At 61.7% G+C, this 20,348-nt stretch carries 19 protein-coding genes; 8 read left to right on the forward strand and 11 right to left on the reverse strand.

Features of this window, described 5'->3' with window-relative positions:
* The first annotated feature begins 14 nt into the window (after window positions 1-14).
* Window positions 15-1,289, forward strand: coding sequence for a dihydroorotase (gene pyrC, locus PUT78_RS14895; protein ID WP_274353064.1), 1,275 nt, complete (start codon window positions 15-17; stop codon window positions 1,287-1,289).
* Window positions 1,290-1,292: 3 nt separating this feature from the next.
* Window positions 1,293-1,895: a glycerol-3-phosphate 1-O-acyltransferase PlsY gene (gene plsY / locus PUT78_RS14900; protein ID WP_274353065.1), complete on the forward strand. Its 603-nt coding sequence runs from the start codon at window positions 1,293-1,295 to the stop codon at window positions 1,893-1,895.
* 641 nt (window positions 1,896-2,536) lie between these two features.
* Here the strand turns inward: plsY and PUT78_RS14905 are convergent.
* The 4 genes from PUT78_RS14905 to fsa form a co-directional block, all read right to left on the reverse strand.
* Window positions 2,537-3,166: a CDP-alcohol phosphatidyltransferase family protein gene (locus PUT78_RS14905; RefSeq protein ID WP_337994690.1), complete on the reverse strand. Its 630-nt coding sequence runs from the start codon at window positions 3,164-3,166 to the stop codon at window positions 2,537-2,539.
* A 126-nt stretch (window positions 3,167-3,292) separates the two neighbouring features.
* Window positions 3,293-4,231 (reverse strand): tyrosine recombinase XerC, encoded by a 939-nt coding sequence (locus PUT78_RS14910; RefSeq protein WP_274353067.1) that lies wholly within the window; start codon window positions 4,229-4,231, stop codon window positions 3,293-3,295.
* Window positions 4,228-4,947: a DUF484 family protein gene (locus PUT78_RS14915; protein ID WP_274353068.1), complete on the reverse strand. Its 720-nt coding sequence runs from the start codon at window positions 4,945-4,947 to the stop codon at window positions 4,228-4,230. Before PUT78_RS14915 ends, PUT78_RS14910 begins: the two co-directional genes overlap by 4 nt.
* Before the next feature lie 57 nt (window positions 4,948-5,004).
* Complete coding sequence (gene fsa, locus PUT78_RS14920; RefSeq protein ID WP_274353069.1) at window positions 5,005-5,658, reverse strand: fructose-6-phosphate aldolase; 654 nt, start codon at window positions 5,656-5,658, stop codon at window positions 5,005-5,007.
* 81 nt (window positions 5,659-5,739) lie between these two features.
* Between fsa and PUT78_RS14925 the strand changes: the two genes are divergently transcribed.
* From PUT78_RS14925 to PUT78_RS14940, 4 genes are all read left to right on the forward strand, one after another.
* Window positions 5,740-7,947, forward strand: coding sequence for a primosomal protein N' (locus tag PUT78_RS14925; protein ID WP_274353070.1), 2,208 nt, complete (start codon window positions 5,740-5,742; stop codon window positions 7,945-7,947).
* A gap of 62 nt (window positions 7,948-8,009) precedes the next feature.
* Window positions 8,010-8,660, forward strand: a complete 651-nt coding sequence (msrA, locus tag PUT78_RS14930; protein WP_274353144.1) for a peptide-methionine (S)-S-oxide reductase MsrA — start codon at window positions 8,010-8,012, stop codon at window positions 8,658-8,660.
* Window positions 8,661-8,817: 157 nt separating this feature from the next.
* A complete protein-coding gene (locus tag PUT78_RS14935; RefSeq protein WP_274353071.1) occupies window positions 8,818-9,690 on the forward strand; it encodes a 50S ribosomal protein L11 methyltransferase in 873 nt (290 codons plus the stop codon).
* A 124-nt stretch (window positions 9,691-9,814) separates the two neighbouring features.
* The gene (locus PUT78_RS14940; protein WP_274353072.1) at window positions 9,815-10,213 is read left to right on the forward strand and encodes a hypothetical protein; all 399 of its coding nucleotides are present in this window, start codon (window positions 9,815-9,817) and stop codon (window positions 10,211-10,213) included.
* A 153-nt stretch (window positions 10,214-10,366) separates the two neighbouring features.
* Here PUT78_RS14940 and tig read toward each other — a convergent pair whose 3' ends face one another.
* The 7 genes from tig to PUT78_RS14975 all read right to left on the reverse strand — a co-directional run bounded on the left by tig (window position 10,367) and on the right by PUT78_RS14975 (window position 18,208).
* A complete protein-coding gene (tig, locus tag PUT78_RS14945; RefSeq protein WP_274353073.1) occupies window positions 10,367-11,701 on the reverse strand; it encodes a trigger factor in 1,335 nt (444 codons plus the stop codon).
* A 151-nt stretch (window positions 11,702-11,852) separates the two neighbouring features.
* The gene (locus PUT78_RS14950) at window positions 11,853-12,350 is read right to left on the reverse strand and encodes a MarR family winged helix-turn-helix transcriptional regulator (RefSeq protein ID WP_274353074.1); all 498 of its coding nucleotides are present in this window, start codon (window positions 12,348-12,350) and stop codon (window positions 11,853-11,855) included.
* Between the two features lie 133 nt (window positions 12,351-12,483).
* Complete coding sequence (locus PUT78_RS14955; RefSeq protein ID WP_274353075.1) at window positions 12,484-13,473, reverse strand: ABC transporter ATP-binding protein; 990 nt, start codon at window positions 13,471-13,473, stop codon at window positions 12,484-12,486.
* On the reverse strand, window positions 13,466-14,461 hold the full coding sequence (locus tag PUT78_RS14960; protein ID WP_274353145.1) for an ABC transporter ATP-binding protein: 996 nt from the start codon (window positions 14,459-14,461) through the stop codon (window positions 13,466-13,468). Before PUT78_RS14960 ends, PUT78_RS14955 begins: the two co-directional genes overlap by 8 nt.
* 2 nt (window positions 14,462-14,463) lie before the next feature.
* Entirely contained in the window at window positions 14,464-15,405 is a 942-nt protein-coding gene (locus PUT78_RS14965) for an ABC transporter permease (RefSeq protein ID WP_274353076.1), read from the reverse strand.
* Window positions 15,406-15,419: 14 nt separating this feature from the next.
* Complete coding sequence (locus PUT78_RS14970; RefSeq protein WP_274353077.1) at window positions 15,420-16,406, reverse strand: ABC transporter permease; 987 nt, start codon at window positions 16,404-16,406, stop codon at window positions 15,420-15,422.
* A 206-nt stretch (window positions 16,407-16,612) separates the two neighbouring features.
* Window positions 16,613-18,208: an ABC transporter substrate-binding protein gene (locus PUT78_RS14975; protein ID WP_420793504.1), complete on the reverse strand. Its 1,596-nt coding sequence runs from the start codon at window positions 18,206-18,208 to the stop codon at window positions 16,613-16,615.
* Window positions 18,209-18,517: 309 nt separating this feature from the next.
* Between PUT78_RS14975 and PUT78_RS14980 the strand changes: the two genes are divergently transcribed.
* A complete protein-coding gene (locus PUT78_RS14980) occupies window positions 18,518-19,582 on the forward strand; it encodes a four-carbon acid sugar kinase family protein (RefSeq protein WP_274353078.1) in 1,065 nt (354 codons plus the stop codon).
* A complete protein-coding gene (locus tag PUT78_RS14985; RefSeq protein WP_274353079.1) occupies window positions 19,579-20,304 on the forward strand; it encodes a FadR/GntR family transcriptional regulator in 726 nt (241 codons plus the stop codon). Before PUT78_RS14980 ends, PUT78_RS14985 begins: the two co-directional genes overlap by 4 nt.
* The last annotated feature ends 44 nt before the right edge of the window (window positions 20,305-20,348 follow it).

Raw genomic sequence — 20,348 nt, forward strand, 5'->3', positions numbered from 1 at the left:
GGACAATTGCGCAGATGATGACATGGTTCGGGAATGCCCGCCTGATTGACCCTGAAGCCGGGGCAGAACGTAACGGCACGCTGTTGCTGCGCGAGGGCGTGATTGCGGAAATCGACGCCCCCTGCCCCGATGGTGCGGAAGTGGTTGAGTGCAAAGGCAAATGTCTGGCCCCCGGTATTGTCGATATGGGGGTTCAGGTGGGCGAACCGGGCGCGCAGCATAAGGAAAGCCTGCGCACGGCGGGGCTTGCTGCCGCGAAGGGTGGTGTCACCACCATCATCATGCGCCCCGACACTGTGCCTGCGATCGATACACCAGAGGTGCTGGAATATGTCACCCGCCGCGCGGCGGCGCGCACGCCGGTCAATATCCGGGCGATGGCCACATTGACGCGCGGGCGCGAAGGCCGTGAAATGGCCGAAATCGGCTTTCTTATGGATGCAGGCGCTGTGGCATTTACCGATGGCGACCATGTGACCGCCGATACAAGGATACTGGCGCGCTGCATGAGTTATGCGAAGGGACTGGGGGCGCTGATTGTCGGGCATCCGCAGGATCAGGGCCTGTCGCGCGGGGCCTGTGTGACCAGCGGCAAATTTGCGTCCTTGCGGGGCCTGCCCGCAGTGTCACCCATGGCGGAACGGATGGGGTTTGACCGCGACATGGGCCTGGTCGAGATGACAGGCGTGCGCTATCATGCCGATCAGATCACCTGTGCGCGCACATTGCCTGCGCTGGAACGCGCGAAAGCCAACGGGCTGGATGTGACAGCGGGGATTTCCATTCATCACCTGACCCTGAATGAACTGGATGTCGGCGATTACCGGACCTTCTTCAAGTTCACGCCGCCCCTGCGCCACGAGGATGACCGCCGCGCCATGGTCGAGGCGGTGGCAACGGGGTTGATTGACATCATCTGTTCCATGCATACCCCGCAGGACGAGGAATCAAAGCGCCTGCCGTTTGAAGAAGCAGCGGCGGGTGCGGTCGGTCTGGAAACGCTGCTGCCTGCGGCAATGCGGCTTTATCATTCCGGTGGGGTGTCGCTGCCGCAGATCTGGCGCGCCATGTCGCTGAACCCGGCGCGGCGGCTGGGCCTGCCAGCAGGGCGGCTGTCCGTAGGCGCACCGGGGGATCTGGTGCTGTTTGACCCCGACGCCCCCTTTGTGCTGGACCGTTTCACGCTGCAATCGAAATCCAGGAACACCCCCTTTGACGGTGCCCGGATGGAAGGGCGGGTGCTGGCAACCTATGTCGGCGGCGTCTGTGTTCACCGGCAGGAAGGCTGAACCATGCCCGAATTTCTGACACCATTCTGGATTCTGGCACTCGTGGCCGTGCTGGCCTACGCGCTGGGGTCCGTCCCCTTTGGCGTGGTAATTGCGAAGCTGATGGGGCTGGGCAATCTGCGCGAGATCGGATCGGGCAATATTGGTGCCACGAATGTCATGCGCACCGGCAACAAGCTGGCGGGGGGGCTGACGTTCCTTCTGGACGCGGCCAAGGGCGGCATTGCCGCGCTGCTGGCGTGGTGGGCCATCGGGCCGGATGCGGCGCAGGTTGCTGCACTGGCCGCGTTTCTGGGGCATCTGTACCCTGTCTATCTTGGGTTCAGGGGCGGCAAAGGGGTTGCAACCTTCATCGGGGTGGCGCTCGCGCTGGCCTGGCCGGTGGGGCTGGCGACCTGCGCGACATGGCTGCTGACGTTCAAACTGAGCCGCTATTCGTCGCTTTCGGCGCTGGTGGCTTGCGGGTTCAGTTCAATCTATGCCGCATTTCTGGGCTATATGCCACTTGTGGCGCTGCTGGTGGTCATGAAGCTGCTGGTCTTCTACAGCCACCGCGAGAACATTCGCCGCCTGCTGGCCCGGACCGAACCACGCTTCAGGAAGTAGCCGCGCTGCCGGTCGAGGGCGGGAGGCTGCTCTGAACGGGGCTGAAACGGCGCTGGGGCGAATAGCCCGCGCCAACTGCCGGTCCCACGCCCGGAGAAGTTCACTTTATGCAGGCGGCATACTCCGATTTTCAAGGCCTGGCGTGACATCAGCAAAACCGGCAGGCCGCGGGACGGCCCGCCGATAGCGCGTTTTCCGGGCTTTCGCCGCGCCACTGGCGCGACGGTCCCTTCAAACCCTATCGGCCTTTGCGCCGCGCCATGGGGGTTCGTTATATCGCCGCGCCCCCCCCGCGAGAGGCGGACCCGCTTCATAGCGTGCCCGCGTTCATTCACATTCACGCAAGTCACGCCGTACCCCCCCTTTGACTACGCATGTCCGGGAAACGCAAACCAGTTCCCAGCTTGTCCCGCAACATGCTGATGCCCGCGCCAGCGGCGGGCCGGGGACTGCTGGTTCGGCGTGGGGGGAGTTCACTTTATGCAGGCGGCATGACTCCGGCTTTCAAGGCGTGAGTCAAGATCAGCCAAACCGGCAGGCTGCGGGACGGTCCGCCGATGGCGTGAGCCAGCCTTGCGGTGTTAAGCCCGCGCCTTGGGCTTCCCCGTATCCGCCGCACCCCTGCGAGAGGCGATCCTGCGCTAGCGCCGTTCAGGCAGCATTTGCTGCGCGATCCCGGCAAAAGACAGATACAGCGTTGTCGCAATCAGCCCCAGCGTGACAGGCTGCGGCTGCGCGAATCCTGTCCATGCTGCCCACCCCGCCAGCACTGTCCAGACCAGCGCCACCGGAAGCGACAGCGCGCGCCAGCGTCTGGTGCGCACGGGATGGATGAATTTCAGCGGGCTGAACATGGCCACGGCCAGAAAACCCACAATCGCCAGAATGACCCAGAATGACGGCTGCGCGGCGAAAATGACAATCGCTGCCATGTTCCAGCAGGCCGGAAACCCCTGAAAACTGTTGTCGGGGTTTTTCATGCGCGTATCGGCAAAATAGATCACACTGGCAAAGGTGATCACGATAATCGCGATCCAGCCCGTCCAGCCCGGCAGCAGATTGGACTGAAACAACGCAAACGCCGGAATGAACACATAGGTCAGATAATCAATGATCAGATCCAGCAATTCGCCGTCAATATTGGGGGCATTCGCCTTGACATGATAGTGCCGTGCCAATGGCCCGTCGATGCCATCCACGACAAAGGCCACGACCAGCCACAAAAACATCATCGGCCAGTCGCCCTTTGCGGCTTCCAGCAGGGCGAGCATGGAAAACACGGCACCTGTGGCGGTGAACAGATGGACCGAATAGGCGGGAAGTTTTGCTTTCACGTTGTCCTCGGTTTTTCTGGCCGACAGATGGGCGTGGGTTACGGATGCCGGCGCGGTCTGAAATCAGCCCTGCGCACGGGGATGGGCGGCGTCATAAATCTCCATCAGTCTGGACGAATCCACAGCGGTGTAAACCTGCGTTGACTGCAACGAGGCATGCCCCAGCAATTCCTGTATCGCGCGCAGGTCACCGCCTGCGGCCAGAAGATGGGTGGCAAAGGAATGGCGCAGCGCATGCGGGGTCGCGGTGGCGGGCAGGCCAAGCTGCATGCGCGCGCTTTCCATGACCCGCGCGATATGGCGGCGCGACAGCGCCCCCCCCCGCGTGGCGCGGAACAAAGGTGCATCGGAAGATGGCGCATAGGGACAGGCCGCGACATATTCCGCAACCGCCGCGCGCGCCACAGGCAGAACCGGAACCAGACGTTCCTTGCCACCCTTGCCCACAATGCGCAGCAGATCGCGCAGCGGCACATCGCTGCCCGTCAGCGACAGCGCTTCGGATATGCGCAGCCCGCAGCCATAAAGCAGCGTCAGAACGGCCGTGTCACGCAGACCGGTCCAGTCCTGCGCAGTCTGCGTGCCGACGGATGACAGCATGTCGCGCGCGGCAGATTCACTTAGCGGGCGCGGCAGGTTGCGCATGTGTTTGGGCGCGCGCGCAGCCAGAATCGCGGAAATATCCATACCGTCACGTTCGGCCAGCCAGCGGGCAAACCCCTTCACCGCTGATAATTGCCGCGCAAGGCTGCGCCCGCCAATGCCGCGCGCGCGTTCCGAGGCCATCCAGGCGCGCATATCCGACAAGGTGACATTGGCCAGCGCACCAGTGCCCTGCGCGCCACCGTGATGATGTGTCAGAAAGCCCAGAAACCCCGCCACATCGCGGGTATAGCCGTCCAGCGTATGCGCGGATGCATCATTCAGCGCAGAAAGCTGGTCCAGCCAGGTCTGCAATGCGTCACGCTGACCTGCGGACAGATGCAGCCCGCCACCTGTCATGCCAGCCAGCGGCGCATGGACCGTTCGAATATCCCCGCGAAGAATGCCAGCAGATCCGTGCCCTGCCCCGGCTTGAACATATGCGGATTATCCGACGCCATGACCAGCAGACCGCCCATGCGCTGCGCCCCCAGATCAAGCCGCATGCAGGCTTCAGACCGCAATTCCGCACTGCGCGGACCATAAAGCTGATCTGTCTGCGGAATGCTCTGGCGCAGGATAACCTGCCTGCCACTGGGCTGCGCGCGCCCTGCCGACATATAACTGTCGATGAAACCCGGTTCCACCACGCACAGAACTTTGGAAATCCGTTCCAGCGCGGGGTCCGGGGCGGCAGCCGGGCTTTCCAGCACCAGCTTGATCGCGTCCACCCGCAGGATTTCGGCCACATCACTGCCCAGATTGCGCAGGAAATCCTCAAACTGGTCAGGGTCCAGCATGCGCAGGATCGCGCGGTGTATCTGGTTCGTGCCCGACAGGTTTTCATAGGCTGCGGCAATCACCGCGCGGTGGGTTTCTTCCAGCCGGTCAAGCCGCGCTTCCAGCCGTTCCATCGCCAGACCGCGCAGGTCAACGATATTTTCCCCCATGCCGCGTTCACTGGCCGACACCAGCACGCGCATCACGTCCTTGTCGTCCAGAACAAGGCCGGGGTCCGATTTGATCCGCGCGCGGAATTCTTCAAGCCCGTCGGGTTTGACTGCTGTTTCTGCCATGGTTATGCCTGTCCGTTGACTGCTGCTTTTTTATTGTTCCTGCGGACTATAGCAAATCTACAGGATTTTTTGACCTGTTTTTTCCCAATCCTTCATGAATTGTGCCAGACCTGCATCTGTCAGCGGATGGCTGGCCAGTTTGCGGATGACTTCGGGCGGGGCGGTCATGACGTCGGCGCCAATCCGCGCCACGTCCAGAACATGGTTCACCGACCGGATGGACGCGGCCAGAATCTGGGTTTCAAACCCGTAATTGTCATAGACAGTGCGGATATCCTCGATCAGTTCCATCCCGTCCAGCGCCAGATCATCCAGCCGCCCGATAAAGGGCGAAATGAAGGTGGCACCCGCTTTGGCCGCCAGCAACGCCTGATTGGCGCTGAAGCACAGGGTCACATTGACCATCTTGCCCTCGCCTGTCAGCACCTTGCACGCTTTCAGCCCGTCCCATGTCAGCGGCAGCTTGACTGCGATATTGGGCGCGATGTCCGCCAGTTTGCGCCCTTCGGCGATCATGGCATCAGCGTCCAGCGCCACAACTTCGGCGGAAACCGGGCCTTCGACAATGCCGCAGATCTCGCGCGTGACTTCAATAATGTCGCGCCCCGATTTCAGGATCAGCGAGGGGTTGGTTGTCACCCCGTCCACCATGCCCAGATCATGCAATTCGCGGATGGCGGTTACATCGGCGGTATCGACAAAGAACTTCATTTCATGCCCCCTTCGGGTTGCAGCCAGTGTTTGGCGGCGTCATACCTGATCTTGCCGCTTGCAGGAACCCCAATTTGCGCCATGCCCCATAACCCCGCCCCCGATTTCTTTGACGAAGGCACGCCCTGCGCTGTGTTGACCACCGAACCGGTGGGCAGTGGCGTGCTGGATTATCTGGCCCCCGAAGGCGGGTGCTGGCTGGGGGCCTTTGTCGATGTGCCATTGGGGCCGCGCCGCGTGGTGGGGGTGGTCTGGGGGCAGGCCGAAGGCAAGTTTGCCCGCAACAAGCTGCGCCAGGTCATCCGGGTGCTGGATGCCGCCCCCCTGCGCGCGGAATTGCGTGATTTCCTGACCCGCGTGGCCGACTACACCCTGACCCCCCTGCCCGCGATGCTACGCCTTGCAACGCGCGTGCCGGGGCTGGGTGACGGGCCTGCCACCCGTAAGCTGCTGTTTCGCGGCCCAGACCTGCCACCGCGCATGACCGACGCGCGCGAACGTGTTCTGGCGGCGCTGGACAGCTTCGGCGGCGCAGGCCTGACACCGGGCGAGTTGGCACAGGCGGCGGGCGTGTCCGGTGCCGTGGTGCGCGGGCTGGTCAAGACCGGCGGGCTGGTTGAACAGGACGCGCCCCGCGATCAGCCCTATGCGCCACTGAACCCCGCCCTGCCCCGCAGCGCGTTAAGCGATGATCAGGCACAGGCGGCGCAACATCTGCGCGATGCGGTCACGCAGGACAAATTCGGGGCCACATTGCTGAAGGGCGTCACCGGATCTGGCAAGACCGAAGTCTATCTGGAAGCGATCGCGGCCTGCTTAGCACGCGGGCGGCAGGCGCTGGTTCTGCTGCCGGAAATCGCGCTGACATCGGAATTCCTGACCCGCGTGGAAGGGCGCTTTGGCGCGCGCCCGGCCGAATGGCATTCCGGCGTTACCGTGACCGAACGCCGCCGCTGCTGGCGTATGGTGGCCCAGGGCGATGCGCAGCTGGTGGTCGGCGCGCGCTCCGCACTGTTCCTGCCCTTCCGCGATCTGGGTCTGGTGGTGGTGGATGAAGAACATGACACATCCTACAAACAGGAAGAAGGGGCGTTGTATAATGCCCGCGACATGGCGGTGCTGCGCGCATCACTGAACGGGGCGCAGGCGGTGCTGGCCTCTGCCACGCCATCGCTGGAAAGCTGGGCCAATGCGGCATCCGGGAAATATGCGCGCCTTGATCTGACCACGCGCTTTGGCCCCAACACATTGCCCGATATGCGCGCCATTGATCTGCGCGCCGAAGAATTGCCCGCCAATCGCTGGATTTCCCCCAGCCTGCAAAGCGCGGTCAACGCGCGCATTCAGGCCGGTGAACAGGCGCTTTTATTCCTGAACCGGCGCGGCTATGCGCCGCTGACCCTGTGCCGCGCCTGCGGCCATCAGGTCGGCTGCAGCGAATGTGACGCGCGCATGGTCGAACACCGGTTCCTGAAACGCCTTGTGTGCCATCAATGCGGGGCAAGCGCGCCTATTCCCACGGCCTGCCCCGCCTGCGGGGCCGAGGACCGCATGGCCCCTGTCGGCCCCGGTGTTGAACGGCTGGAAGAAGAAGCCCGCGCCCTGTGGCCCGATGCGCGGGTTCTGGTGCTGTCATCGGACCTGTTCGGGTCCGCGCGTGCGCTGAAGGATCATATCGCGGCCATTGCTGCGGGGGGCGCCGACATCATCATCGGCACCCAGATCGTGGCCAAAGGGCATAATTTCCCGCTGCTGACGCTGGTGGGGGTGATTGATGCCGATCTGGGCCTGTCGGGGTCCGACCTGCGGGCGGCGGAACGTGTGTTCCAACTGGTGCGGCAGGTCGCAGGCCGCGCAGGGCGCGCCGAAAAGGCCGGGCTGGCGCTGGTGCAGACCAGCCAGCCGGACCACCCCGTCATCCGCGCCATCCTGTCGGGCGATGAAGAAGCGTTCTGGCGTACCGAAGCAGACGCCCGTTTCGCATTGGGCATGCCCCCATATGGACGGCTGGCGGGGATCATCATCTCCTCCACCAATATGGAAGATGCCTTTGCGCTGGGCCAGCGGCTGGCCATGCAGGCGGCCCCGCTGGCGCGTATCGGTGCGCAGGTCTTTGGCCCCGCCCCTGCGCCGATTGCCCGCATCCGTGGCCGCCACAGGGTGCGCCTGCTGGTCAAGGCCCCCAAGGGCGCGCCCCTGCAAGCGGCGCTGCGTGCATGGGTTGCCCCGCATAAACTGACGCGCGATCTGCGCCTGTCCATCGATATTGACCCGCAAAGTTTTCTGTAACTGCTTGCGGATTGGCCCCGCCGCGTTACCTGTTGTTCCAGCACAGATGAAGGACCATGCCCATGTTTGGATTGCCGGACCAGAAAACCCGGATGATCGGCGCCGCAGACGCCCTGCCCGGTCGCGCAACGCCCATCCCCACTGCCGACACCCACGCGGTGTTCAACCGCCCGCTACAGGCACCCCCGCCCGACGGCATGCAGATTGCGCTGTTCGGCATGGGCTGTTTCTGGGGGGTGGAGCGGATTTTCTGGCAGGTTCCGGGCGTGTGGCTGACAGCTGTGGGCTATGCAGGCGGGTTCACCCCCAACCCCACCTATGAAGAGGTCTGCTCTGGCAAGACCGGCCATAACGAAGTTGTGCAAGTCACCTTCGACCCGGCCATTGTCAGCTATGACGCGCTGCTGCAACGCTTCTGGGAAGGGCACGACCCGACCCAGGGCATGCGTCAGGGCAATGACCGCGGCACGCAATACCGATCCGGCATCTATTGCCACACGCCAGAACACAAGGCCGCTGCGCAAGCCAGCCGCGACACCTACGCCGCGCGTCTGGCACAGGCGGGGCATGGGGCCATCACCACTGAAATTCTGGATGCGCCGGAATTTTACTATGCCGAAGATTACCACCAGCAATACCTGCACAAGAACCCCCAGGGCTATTGCGGGATTGGCGGAACCGGTGTCACTTGCCCCATCGGCCTGCCCGGCTGACAGAATGCCCGCCTGTTGCGCCGCCTTGATGGGGGGCGCATGGGTGGGCGGGTGGGGCGCACCCCATCAAGGCGGCGCAACAGCTTGACGCTTATGTGCGCGGCATGTATCGCGGCGCTGACCCTTGCGAAATCGCATTAGCCAAAGGCTGCCTGCCATGCCCACTTTCACCGCGCTGACCACCCTGCCCACATCCCAGGCAGCCTATGCCCTGTCCGAAGCCATGGAAAACATGGAACCCGAACCCACCGGTGTCGGCGTGTTCGAGTTGGAGGATGGCTCCGGCCTGTGGGAAGTCGGCGGGTATTTCACTGAAACCCCTGATGACATCGAACTGACGCTTCTGGCCGAAGCCTTTGGCGCGAAACCCTTTCTTGTGACCGAATTGCCGGAAATCGACTGGGTTGCCAAAGTGCGCCGCGACCTGTCCCCCGTAGAGGCTGGTCGCTTCTTCGTCTATGGCAGCCATGATGCGGACAAACTGCCTGCCGGGCGCGTGGGCCTGCTGATCGAAGCATCCATGGCCTTTGGCACCGGCCATCACGGCACCACATTGGGCTGTCTGCGCGCGCTCGACCGGCTGGACACTGACGGGTTCTGCGGCCGTAAAGTTGTCGATATCGGCTGTGGCACGGCAGTTCTGGCCATGGGCGCCGCCAAAATCTGGCCCGACCCTGTTCTGGCCAGCGATATTGACGAAGTGGCCGTGGACGTGGCGCAGGCCAATATCACCGCCAATGACCTGCAAGGCCGCGTTCACTGCGTGGAGGCCACAGGGTTCGACCATCCTGACCTGCAGGCCCATGCGCCATATGATCTGGTCTTCGCCAATATCCTGATGGCCCCGCTGATTGATCTGGCCCCCGATATGGGCAGGCTGACCGGCGCGGGCGGGTATGCCATTTTGTCGGGGCTTCTGGTGGAACAGGCCGACAAGGTTCTGCAAGCCTATGAAGCGGCAGGATTTTCGCTGCATCACCGCGAAGATATCGGCGACTGGGCCACGCTGACATTGACCAGATTGCCCTGATACAGGTCGGATCGGGGGCGGTCACATACAGGATACGCCCCGCCCAATTTTCGCCAGATTACCGGTTTAGGTTCTGATAACCGGAACCAGCTATGATCATGTGCGATAATTCAGGGGAAACGACATGAGCGCGGAACAACACGATGATTTCAGAATGCGCCGCTCTGCAATCATCAAGACCCATTTGCGCAATGATCCCAGAATTCGCGCGGCCCGGCGCAGTATGCGCCTGCGCGTCATGCGGGGGGCGGTCAGCTATACGCTGATCCTGACTGCCACGCTGATACTGGCCAAAAGCGTTACCATGGCCGTGCATGACAGCGCGTCCTACCGCCAGCTTGTCGCGCCCGCCGTTGCGAACCTGAACGACACGAACATCATGTACCGCGCCCTGATGCCCGATGCGCTGAGCGCGCAGATTGCGGGCATCATCCGCCCCTATCTGACCGCCGATAGCGGTGCGGTTGACCCCGAAACCCGCAACAGCCAGGTGGTGCCACTGACCCTGCTGAGCGAAAACTGAACAGACGCGCGGAATTCTTGCGCAGCGCGGCGCGGGTCGGCCCCCCTGTAAGCTACTTCTGAAATCACCCTGCTCCCCCCGGACAGAAAAAGGGCGACCCATTGGGTCGCCCGTGTCATTCGCTCCGGCAAATCGCGGGGGTTGGGCCGCAGATCAGCCTTCGTTTTCCAGATCTTCGATTGCCTTTTGCAGCTCGTCCTTGGTGACTTCTTTTTCAGTCACAGTGATCTGCCCGACAATGTGATCGACAACCTTGTCTTCGAAGATGGGTGCGCGCAGCTGTTGCTGCATCTGCGGGTTCTTCTGGATGAATTCGAAGAACTGACGCTCCTGACCGGGGTACTGACGGGCCTGTGCGATGACAGCCTGCGTCATTTCCTGATCAGTCACTTCCACTTCTGCTTTCTGGCCGATATCGGCCAGCAGCAGACCCAGCTTCACGCGGCGCACGGCCAGCTTGTCGCTTTCTTCGGTGGTTTCGATATCGCCATGGCTGTGATCGTGCTGGTCCACATCGGTCTGGGAATCATGCCACAGCTGATGCGCGATCTGCTTGCTTTCCGCTTCGACCAGCGAGGGCGGCAGGTCGAAATTCACGGCTTCGTCCAGCGCGTCCAGCAAGCCGCGCTTCAGGATCGCACGCGATGCCTGCGCATATTCTGCTTCCAGACGTTCCGCAATCTGGGCTTTCAGCGCGGCCAGATCATCGGCGCCGAACTGTTTGGCCAGTTCGTCATCGATCACTGCTTCGGCGGGTGCTTTCACGGCCTTGATGGTGCAGTCAAACACGGCTTCCTTGCCCGCCAGATGCGCGGCACCGTATTCTTCCGGAAAGCTGACGGTCACGGATTTTTCGTCACCGGTTTTCACGCCGACAAGCTGTTCCTCAAACCCGGGAATGAACTGACCGGACCCCAGCACCAGCGGGAAATCTTCGGCAGCGCCGCCTTCAAAGGCTTCGCCATCGATCTTGCCCAGGAAATTCATGGTGACCTGATCGCCGTTTTCGGCAGCGCCATCCTTGTCGTCGAAGTTCTGTGCCGATTTCGCCAGGTTCTGCAGCGCTTCGTCCACGGCGGCATCATCTGCCTTGACGACGGGCTTTTCCAGCGAAATGCCGGACAGGTCCGGCGCTTCGATCGCGGGCAGCGCTTCGTAGTTCAGCGCCACGACAACATCGTCGCCTTCTTTCCAGTCGTCATTGGTCATCTTGACGTCAGGCTGCACTGCGGGGCGGTCGCCGCTGTCCTCAAAGTGCTTGTTCATCGCGCCATCAACGGCGTCCTGCATCGCTTCGCCCAGCAGGCGCTGGCCAAATTGCTTTTTCAGCAGTGCCATCGGCACCTTGCCCTTGCGAAAGCCCTTCATTTCGACCTCGGGCTGTGCCTCGATCAGCTTTTCATTGACCTTCGCTTCAAGCTCGGCTGCGGTCACAGTGATGGTATAACCGCGCTTCAGGCCGTCATTCAGGGTTTCGGTAACTTGCATGGGCGTCCTCAGATAAGGTGACAGGCCGCCTGAACGGCGGCCTGGGGAATTTCGGTCTTAGTAAGGGGCCGGGCGCGCAGGATCAAGCCTGATTCTGGAAAAGCACGGCCCTGCCGCGCCGCAACCACGATATTCGCAAACGAAAGCCCCGTCAGGCCCCGGCCTTGCGCGCATCGATCGCTCTGCGTTCGATCTTGTCCAGCAATCCGGCCAGTTGCGTTTTTTCTGCGGCGGTCAGTCCGGCAAGCAGGGTTTCTTCATGCCGGATCAGGCTTTCAACAACCTTTTCCAGCAACGCCTCTCCCGCCGGGGTAGCGCGCAGCGCATAGGAGCGGCGGTCCTGCGGCACCCTGTTGCGGGTGATCAGGCCCAGCTTTTCCAGTTCATCCACCAGAAGCACCGCACGCGAACGTTCGATACTCAACGCAAGCGAAAGCTGGCTTTGGCTGAGGTTCGGGTTCTCAACAATGATATGCAGCGCCGATGATGTTGTGACCCGCAGGCCGAAGGTTTCAATCGCGGCCTGTGCATTGCTGTGAATATGCACATAGGCACGCTTCATCCTGTAGCCGATATAGCGGCGCAGAAACGCATCCGTCACCGGCAGGTCGCCCGCATCGGTGTTATCGCCCTTGAAACTGTCGGGCATGCGGCCCCTCCCTTAGCTTATTGCACCGGACCGGACTGAACCAACACCCCGCACACCAGATTGTTGTCAAAATTAGCAATTACCATGGGCAAAGGTCAATCCATAGCGCACAATCTGCCCCCCGGCTGCAAACTCATTCATTTTCCGCGATCAGAAAACACGCAGCGCATCCTGTGGCGGTGCGGCGGGGCTCCGGAATCTTCTGCTTGCAGACATCCATGACCGAAGGGCAGCGCGGGTGAAACGCACAGCCCGGCGGCGGGTTGATCGGGTTCGGGATTTCACCGGTCACCGGTGTGCGCCTGCGCCCCGACAGCGCCAGATCGGGCACTGCGTCCAGCAGCATGCGGGTATAGGGGTGCTGGGGGTCGGTGAACAGGCGCTTGGCATCCGCTTCTTCGACCAGACGGCCCAGATACAGCACGCCAATGCGGTTGGCCATATGGCGCACCACGCTAAGGTCATGGCTAATCAGCAGATATGTCAGGCCGAATTCATCCTGAAGATCGCGCATCAGGTTCAGGATCTGCGCCTGCACTGACACGTCCAGCGCCGATGTGGGTTCATCGCAGACAATGAATTCGGGTTTCGATGACAAGGCGCGCGCGATGGCAATGCGCTGGCGCTGGCCGCCGGAAAATTCATGCGGGAATTTATCGGCGTCATTGGACGACAGGCCAACCACCTCCAGCAGGCGGCCCACCTCGCGGTTTATATCCGCGCCGCTGGCAATGCCAAAGGTGCGGATGGGTTCGGCGATGATGGCGCCCACACGCCAGCGCGGGTTCAGGCTGGCAAAGGGATCCTGAAAGATCATCTGGAACCGGCGGCGCAGCTGGCGCATGGCCGCCCCCTGTTCAAAGCGCATTTCCTGCCCGTCAAACAGGATTTGCCCGCGCGACGGGTCCAGCAACCCGACGATCATTTTCGCAATCGTCGATTTGCCCGAACCGGATTCCCCTACAAGGGCGAATGTTTCACCCCGCCGGATTTCGAAATCCACATCCGCGGCGGCAGTCAGGAATTGCTTTTCCTCGCGTTCCAGAACGCGGTTCAGCCAGGGTTTGGACACATCGAAATAGCGGGTCAGGCCCTTGACCTGCAACAAAGGGGTGTCAGTCATGGCGCACCTCCTGCGTGGCGGGGTCATAGAGCCAGCACGCGACCTGTCGTCCGCCTGCGCGGTCAATCAATTCGGGGCGTTGCGTGCGGCAGCGGTCGAACACATGCGGGCAACGCGGGTTGAACGCACATCCCTGCGGTATGGCGTTCAGGCGCGGCATGGAACCGGGGATCTGCGTCAGGCGGGGGGCGGTCTGCGTCAATGTCGGAATGGCCCCCATCAACCCTGCCGTATAGGGGTGTTCAGCCGCCTGAATGACATCGCGCACCGGGCCGATTTCGGCCACCCGACCGGCATAGAGTACTGCAACACGGTCGGCGGTTTCGGCAATCACCCCCATATCATGGGTGATCAGCATGACAGAGGCGCCCCGTTCAGCGCAGATTTCCTTCAGCACATCGATGATCTGCGCCTGAACCGACACATCCAGCGCAGTGGTCGGTTCATCGGCAATCACCAGTTCCGGTTCTGCGGCCAGCGCCAGTGCAATCACCACCCGTTGACGCATGCCGCCCGAAAAATGATGCGGGTAATCATCAATCCGGCGCGCGGCAGCCGGAATGCCAACACGGTCCAGCAGCGCCACGGCGCGCGCGCGGGCCTCTTTCTCGGATACATCCATATGGGTGCGGATGGTTTCGATCAGCTGTTGTGCGACAGTATATAGCGGGTTCAGGCTGGTCAGCGGATCCTGAAACACCATACCGATACGGCGCCCGCGAATGCGGCGCATCTTTTCGGGGGCCAGGTTGTCGATACGTTCCCCCCGCAGCCGGATTTCCCCCCCGGCTATGCGCCCCGGTGGTTCCAGCAGGCCGATGATGGCCGCGCCGGTCAGCGATTTGCCCGCGCCGGATTCGCCCACCATGCCCAGAACCTCGCCCTTGGCAATGTCAAAGGACACATGATCCAGCGCGCGCAATGTGCCGCGCCGCGTGGGGAATTCCACGATCAGGTCACGAACGGAAAGCAGCGGTTCAGCCGTCATCATCAGCGCAACCTCGGGTTCAGGGCATCGCGCAGCCAGTCGCCCAGCAGATTGACCGCCAGCGCCAGCGCAAGCAGCGTGATCGACGGGAACAGCAGAATCCACCATTCGCCGGAAAACAGGTATTGCTGGCCAATACGGATCAGCGTCCCAAGGCTGGGCTGCGTGGGGGGCACCCCCACCCCCAGAAATGACAGCGTGGCTTCGGCGATGATGGCCAGCGCCAGCCCGATTGTGGCAATCACCAGCACCGGCCCCATGACATTGGGCAGAATATGACGCAGCAGGATTTTCACGGGATGCGCCCCGATCACGCGCGCGGCCTGCACATACTCCTTGTTTTTTTCCACCATGGTCGCCCCGCGCACAACGCGGGCATATTGCACCCAGTCCGACAGGCCAATCGCCACGATCAGCACCCAGATCGCCATGATTTCGCGGTACGCGGGCGGGATGAAACCGCGCGCCACGCCGAAAATCAGCAGCGCCAGCAGAATGGACGGAAATGTCAGCTGGACATCGGCCACCCGCATCAGCAGGCTGTCCACCCAGCCGCCGCGATAGCCCGCGATCAGCCCCAGCGTAATGCCGAGTGTCATGGCGAACAGCACTGCTGCAAACCCCACGAACAGTGAAATCCGCGCGCCATACAGAATGGTCGAAAACACATCGCGGCCCTGATTATCGGTGCCCAGCCAATAGACATTGCCGGTAAACGCATTGGGTTCCATGGGCGGGGTGAACCCGTCCATCAGGTTCAGCGATGCGGGGTTGAACGGGTCATATGGCGCAATCAGCGGCGCAAATACCGCCGCAAGAATGATGATCAGCGACACCACTGCCGCGACCACAGCGACAGGCGAATGGCGGAAGGAATAGGCAATGTCGCTGTCCCATGCGCCGGCAAATCTGCCAGGGGCGCGCGGTTTTTGCGTCTCATTCATGGCCTGTGCTCCTTTCAGTGGCCCGCGGCACTGCGGTCAAGCCGCAGGCGGGGGTCAACCAGATAATACAGCAGATCGACGATCAGGTTGATCACGACGAACACCAGCGCAATCAGCATCAGATAGGCCGCCATCACCGGCACATCGACAAAGCGGACCGAATTGATGAACAGCGCCCCCACACCCGGCCACTGGAACACGGTTTCCGTGATGATCGAAAACGCAATGATCGACCCCAGTTGCAGCCCGGTAATGGTGATAACCGGAACCAGCGTGTTTTTCAGCGCATGGCCGAAATTCACAGCGCGGTTTGACAGCCCCCGCGCGCGGGCGAATTTGATGTAATCGGCGCGCAGCACTTCCAGCATTTCAGCGCGCACAAGACGCATGATCAGGGTCATCTGATACAGGCCCAGCGTGATGGCAGGCAGGATCAGCGACATGCGCCCGCTTTCGGTCAGAAAACCAGTGCGCCACCCGCCCCCCACATGGACCACCTCGCCGCGCCCGAAGGACGGCAGCCACTGCAATTCAACCGCGAAAACCCAGATCAGCAGCACACCAATCAGAAATGTCGGCAGCGACACCCCGATCAGCGACACGGTCATGATGGAACTGGACAGCCAGCCACCGCGCCGCAAGGCGGTATAGACGCCGAACCCCACCCCGAACAGAAACGCCGCAATCCCCGATACCAGCGCCAGTTCCAGCGTGGCTGGCAGGCGCGACAGGATCAGTTCCATCACCGGTTGTTGCAGCCGGTAGGAAATGCCGAAATCCCCCGACATTGCACGGGACACAAAGGTAAAGAACTGCACCACGAACGGGTCATTCAGGCCCAGCGCATCGCGCAGTTCCACGCGCTCTGCCAGGGTTGCTTCCTGCCCCAGCATCGACACGATCGGGTCGCCCACGAAGCGAAACAGCGAAAACGCCACCAACGCCACGGTCAGCATGACAATCACGGATTGCAGCACCCGTCGCAGGATGAAAGCAAGCATGGCAGAACCCTCCAGGCGGAACAAAGGTCAGCTTTGCTGAACTGGCGCATGCCACGGGACAAAGCGGGAACCGGCTTTCCGCTTTCCGGACATGCGTTATCAATAGTTTAGAGCATGCGTGCGCGAATTCAAACCGACACGATGCGCGCGCTGTAAAGAAACGCCCGCGTGGGGTAAATCACGCGGGCGTCTGATGCGGGCCGTGATCAGTCGAAGGTCACGGTGGTCATATGCGGCTGGTTTTCAGGATGCACATCAAGGGTGATCCCGTCGCGCATGGCATAGGCCAGCATCTGGTTATGCACGTTCAGGAAGATGCGGTCTTCCATCACCTGTTCCCAGATTTCCGCAATCACCGCGTCGCGCGCATCCAGATCGGTCATTGTCGCAATCGATTCGATCTTGGCATCCAGTTCGGGGTTGGAATAGCGGGTGCCGTTGAACGACCCGTAAGACCCTTCGCGCGTATGCACCAGGAAATCGAACACATACTGGCTGTCAAAGGTCGGAACCCCCCAGCCCAGCATGTAGAAATCGGTATCCCAGTTTTCGATCAGCGGGAAATGCAGCGAACGGGTCTGCGACACCAGATTGACACGGATATTGGCGCGCGCCAGCATCCCCACCAATGCTTGGCAGATTGCTTCATCGTTCAGATAGCGGTCATTGGGGCAGTTCAGGTCAACGGTAAACCCGTTCGGATAGCCCGCCTCGGCCACCAGTTCGGCAGCGCGTGCATAATCGGGTTCACCGAACGCATCCATTTCTTCGGTCCAGCCATTGACGAAGGGCGGCAAAGGCGCTGCGGATGGCTGCGATTCACCGCGCATCACCACCTGACGAATGGCGTTGCGGTCCAGCGACAAGGCCATCGCTTCGCGCACTTCGGGCTTGGCGAAGGGGTTATCCTCGGCGTCGGACGTGGCCAGCTTGTCCGATGTCATGTCATAGCTGAAGAAAATGTTGCGGTTTTCCGGCCCGCGCACAACCTTGATGCCATCGGTCTGTTCCAGCCGTGCAATATCCTGCACCGGCACGTCCTGCACCACGTCAACTTCGCCCGACAGCAGGGCCGCAACACGGGTCGCAGCTTCGGAAATCGGGGTATAGATGATTTCGGTCACAGCGGGGGCGTCGCCCCAATGGCCGTCGAACACCTGCAGCACAGTGCGCACTTCGGGGTCGCGTTCCACCAGCATATAGGGACCGGTGCCATTGGTGTTGCGCACCGAATAGGCTTCTTCACCGGCCGCAAAGTTGGGCGCGGTTTCAACGCCGTTTTCTTCGGCCCATGCTTTGGACATGATGAATGTGTTGGTCAGGTTCTGCACATAAAGCGGCGCAGGGCCGGACAGACGCACATGGACGGTCGTGTCGTCAACAGCAGTCACTTCTTCCACTGCGGCATGCAGCGCGGACATGCCCGATGGCGGTGTACGCGCCCTGTCCAGCGAGAAGACGACATCTTCCGCTGTCATGGCAGTCCCGTCATGGAAGGTGACACCTTCGCGGATCTTGAATTCCCAGATCGTATCATCTTCTTCGCTGATACCCCATTCTGTCGCAAGGCGCGGGGTCAGCGTACCGTCAACCGACCGCCCGACCAGCGTTTCATAGATATGGTGGTTCAGCGTATGGGTCGGACCTTCGTTCTGGCTGTGCGGGTCCAGTGTCAGCGCATCGCCCACGCGCGCCCAGCGCAGCGTTTCGGCATTTGCAGCACCCGCGAAGGCCAGCGCAACAGCAGCGGCCCCCAGCATCAGACGTGCGCGAAGCCCGGTCTGGTTAAGATTTATCGACATAACAATCTCCCTGTCATGAGGTGACATCCCGTTTCGGTGATTTGCACACCGTTTCGGGGACTGGGTAAAGGCTGGATAAGTTTGACCAAAGAGTCAATTCCATATCGCATTCCTGCACAGCTTCCCTATGGACAACTTCGCCCATCTGCCACTTGCTTTTGCAGCGCTGCACCGCAGCATACGCTGGGTTTCAGCCACCCGCGGGCGGCACACCCGTTGGCTGCGGCACCTGCGCTGCGGTTTCGTGACTTGCCATCGCGGGGGCAGGCAAATATACAAAATTACATACTTGTAAACCAAAGGGCAGGCATGCAGCGTATCGCCATAATTGCGGATGATCTGACCGGCGCGCTTGACAGTGCCGCGGCATTTGCAATGCAGAATCTGACAACCCGTGTCGTGACAGAAACCGCCGGTTTCATCGATGCGCTGCGCGATCCCGGCTTGCAGGTGGTCGCAGTGTCAACCGGCACCCGCGAAGGCACCGCCGACAATGCAACAGCCACAATCTGCATGATCGGTGCCAGCTTGCAGGAATTCGACGGGCTGGTGTTCAAGAAGGTCGACAGCCGGTTAAAAGGCCATGTCGCGGCTGAAATCGCGCAATTGCGCCGGTTCCGCCATGCCCCCCCACTGGCTTGTCCGGCAATTCCGCGCCTGAATCGTTTTGTCATTGACGGGGCGGTTACCGGCGCAGGCGTGCCCGTCCCCATTGATGTCGCAGGCCGCGTGGGCATTGCGCGCACCATCGTTGACGCAACCACCGACAGCGACATAGACGCCGCGCTGCCATCGCGGCTTGACGACAACCTGTATATCGGGGCCGCCGGGCTGGCGGAAGCGCTTGCGCGCCGCCTGGCAGGCCAGTCACACTGCCCGCCCCTGCCGCCATTGCCGGTGCCGTTGCTGCTGGCCATCGGGTCGCGCGACCCGGTAACCCTGTCGCAGTTGGATGCCATGTCGCAGTCCGTGGTTGCCGCACCCGACGGCATTGTCCCATCTTTTGCGCTGCACCCGGTTACAGTTATACAAATGACGGAAAACACCCCCGATCTGGACCCGGGACTTGCCGCTGACAGTTTCGCCACCGGGATTGCCAGTGCCCTGCGCAATGGGCCGCGCAGCCTGTTTGCCTGTGGCGGGGAAACTGCGCAAGCCATCCTGAAACACCTTGGCATCGTGCGGCTTGACCTGCTGGGAGAGGTTCTGCCCGGCGTACCCCTGTCGCGCTGCGCGGATACGGGCTTGATTATTGTGACGAAATCGGGTGGCTTTGGAACAAGGGATCTGTTGAGCAACCTGATTGCGCATGTGGATTCCCATCGCCCGACCACCACCCCGCCAGCCACAGCAAAGGCACGCCCGGACTCATGAAGGATGACAAACCACGCGCCCGCCCGCCCCTGAGCGAGAAGGTCTATCACCTTCTGCTGACGCGCATCACGAATGGCGACTATCAGGCCAATCAGAAACTTCCGACCGAAGCCGCGCTGTCGCTGGAATTCGGGGTGTCGCGCCCTGTGCTGCGGGCGGCCATGGAACGGCTGCGCGAAGAAGGGCTGATTTATTCGCGCCAGGGCGCAGGCAGCTATGCGCGCATCCCGGTTTCTGCCGGTGTGGGGTATGCGCGGGTTGAAACGCTGGCCGATATCCAGCGCTGCTATGAATTCCGCATTCTGCTGGAATCAGAGGCCGCGAGTCTGGCAGCGCTGCGCCATAACACAGCCGCGCTGGCGGAAATCGACCGCGCCCTGCAGCTTTTGCAGGATGCAACAGGGTCGCTGCAACACCGCGAGGATGCTGACTTCGCCTTTCACCTTGCCATCGGCAAGGCCGCCAACAACCAGTATTTCGACACCACCATGCGCGCCCTGCGCGCACATATCAATGTGGGTATGAAACTGCACGGACAGTCATTGATGAATGACGGCGCAAAAGGGCTGGAGGACGTGCTGGCCGAACATCGCGCCATTCGCGAAGCAGTGGCCGCGCGCGACCCGGAAGCAGCCGCGCACCAGATGCGCGCCCATCTGGAACATTCGCGCGACCGGCTGTTTGGCGGCGGTCTGATCGACCTGCGCCAGAGCGACAGTTAGATCACGTCCGGTTGCACGGGTGGCTGAATTCGGGGTAACGCGTG

Origin of the sequence: Roseinatronobacter alkalisoli (assembly GCF_028745735.1) — a bacterium.
GTDB lineage: Bacteria > Pseudomonadota > Alphaproteobacteria > Rhodobacterales > Rhodobacteraceae > Roseinatronobacter > Roseinatronobacter alkalisoli.

What these genes read in the sequence shown, in the direction of transcription:
- fsa (WP_274353069.1), bottom strand. Translation starts at nt 5,658, where the DNA reads ATGAAGTTCTTTGTCGATACCGCCGATGTAACCGCCATCCGCGAATTG.
- PUT78_RS14960 (WP_274353145.1), bottom strand. Translation starts at nt 14,461, where the DNA reads ATGACGGCTGAACCGCTGCTTTCCGTTCGTGACCTGATCGTGGAATTC.
- PUT78_RS14985 (WP_274353079.1), top strand. Translation starts at nt 19,579, where the DNA reads ATGAAGGATGACAAACCACGCGCCCGCCCGCCCCTGAGCGAGAAGGTC.
- PUT78_RS14970 (WP_274353077.1), bottom strand. Translation starts at nt 16,406, where the DNA reads ATGCTTGCTTTCATCCTGCGACGGGTGCTGCAATCCGTGATTGTCATG.
- plsY (WP_274353065.1), top strand. Translation starts at nt 1,293, where the DNA reads ATGCCCGAATTTCTGACACCATTCTGGATTCTGGCACTCGTGGCCGTG.
- PUT78_RS14980 (WP_274353078.1), top strand. Translation starts at nt 18,518, where the DNA reads ATGCAGCGTATCGCCATAATTGCGGATGATCTGACCGGCGCGCTTGAC.
- PUT78_RS14915 (WP_274353068.1), bottom strand. Translation starts at nt 4,947, where the DNA reads ATGGCAGAAACAGCAGTCAAACCCGACGGGCTTGAAGAATTCCGCGCG.
- PUT78_RS14955 (WP_274353075.1), bottom strand. Translation starts at nt 13,473, where the DNA reads ATGACTGACACCCCTTTGTTGCAGGTCAAGGGCCTGACCCGCTATTTC.
- PUT78_RS14925 (WP_274353070.1), top strand. Translation starts at nt 5,740, where the DNA reads ATGCCCCATAACCCCGCCCCCGATTTCTTTGACGAAGGCACGCCCTGC.
- PUT78_RS14975 (WP_420793504.1), bottom strand. Translation starts at nt 18,208, where the DNA reads ATGTCGATAAATCTTAACCAGACCGGGCTTCGCGCACGTCTGATGCTG.
- PUT78_RS14905 (WP_337994690.1), bottom strand. Translation starts at nt 3,166, where the DNA reads ATGCTCGCCCTGCTGGAAGCCGCAAAGGGCGACTGGCCGATGATGTTT.
- PUT78_RS14935 (WP_274353071.1), top strand. Translation starts at nt 8,818, where the DNA reads ATGCCCACTTTCACCGCGCTGACCACCCTGCCCACATCCCAGGCAGCC.
- pyrC (WP_274353064.1), top strand. Translation starts at nt 15, where the DNA reads ATGATGACATGGTTCGGGAATGCCCGCCTGATTGACCCTGAAGCCGGG.
- PUT78_RS14940 (WP_274353072.1), top strand. Translation starts at nt 9,815, where the DNA reads ATGAGCGCGGAACAACACGATGATTTCAGAATGCGCCGCTCTGCAATC.
- PUT78_RS14950 (WP_274353074.1), bottom strand. Translation starts at nt 12,350, where the DNA reads ATGCCCGACAGTTTCAAGGGCGATAACACCGATGCGGGCGACCTGCCG.
- tig (WP_274353073.1), bottom strand. Translation starts at nt 11,701, where the DNA reads ATGCAAGTTACCGAAACCCTGAATGACGGCCTGAAGCGCGGTTATACC.
- msrA (WP_274353144.1), top strand. Translation starts at nt 8,010, where the DNA reads ATGTTTGGATTGCCGGACCAGAAAACCCGGATGATCGGCGCCGCAGAC.
- PUT78_RS14910 (WP_274353067.1), bottom strand. Translation starts at nt 4,231, where the DNA reads ATGACAGGTGGCGGGCTGCATCTGTCCGCAGGTCAGCGTGACGCATTG.
- PUT78_RS14965 (WP_274353076.1), bottom strand. Translation starts at nt 15,405, where the DNA reads ATGAATGAGACGCAAAAACCGCGCGCCCCTGGCAGATTTGCCGGCGCA.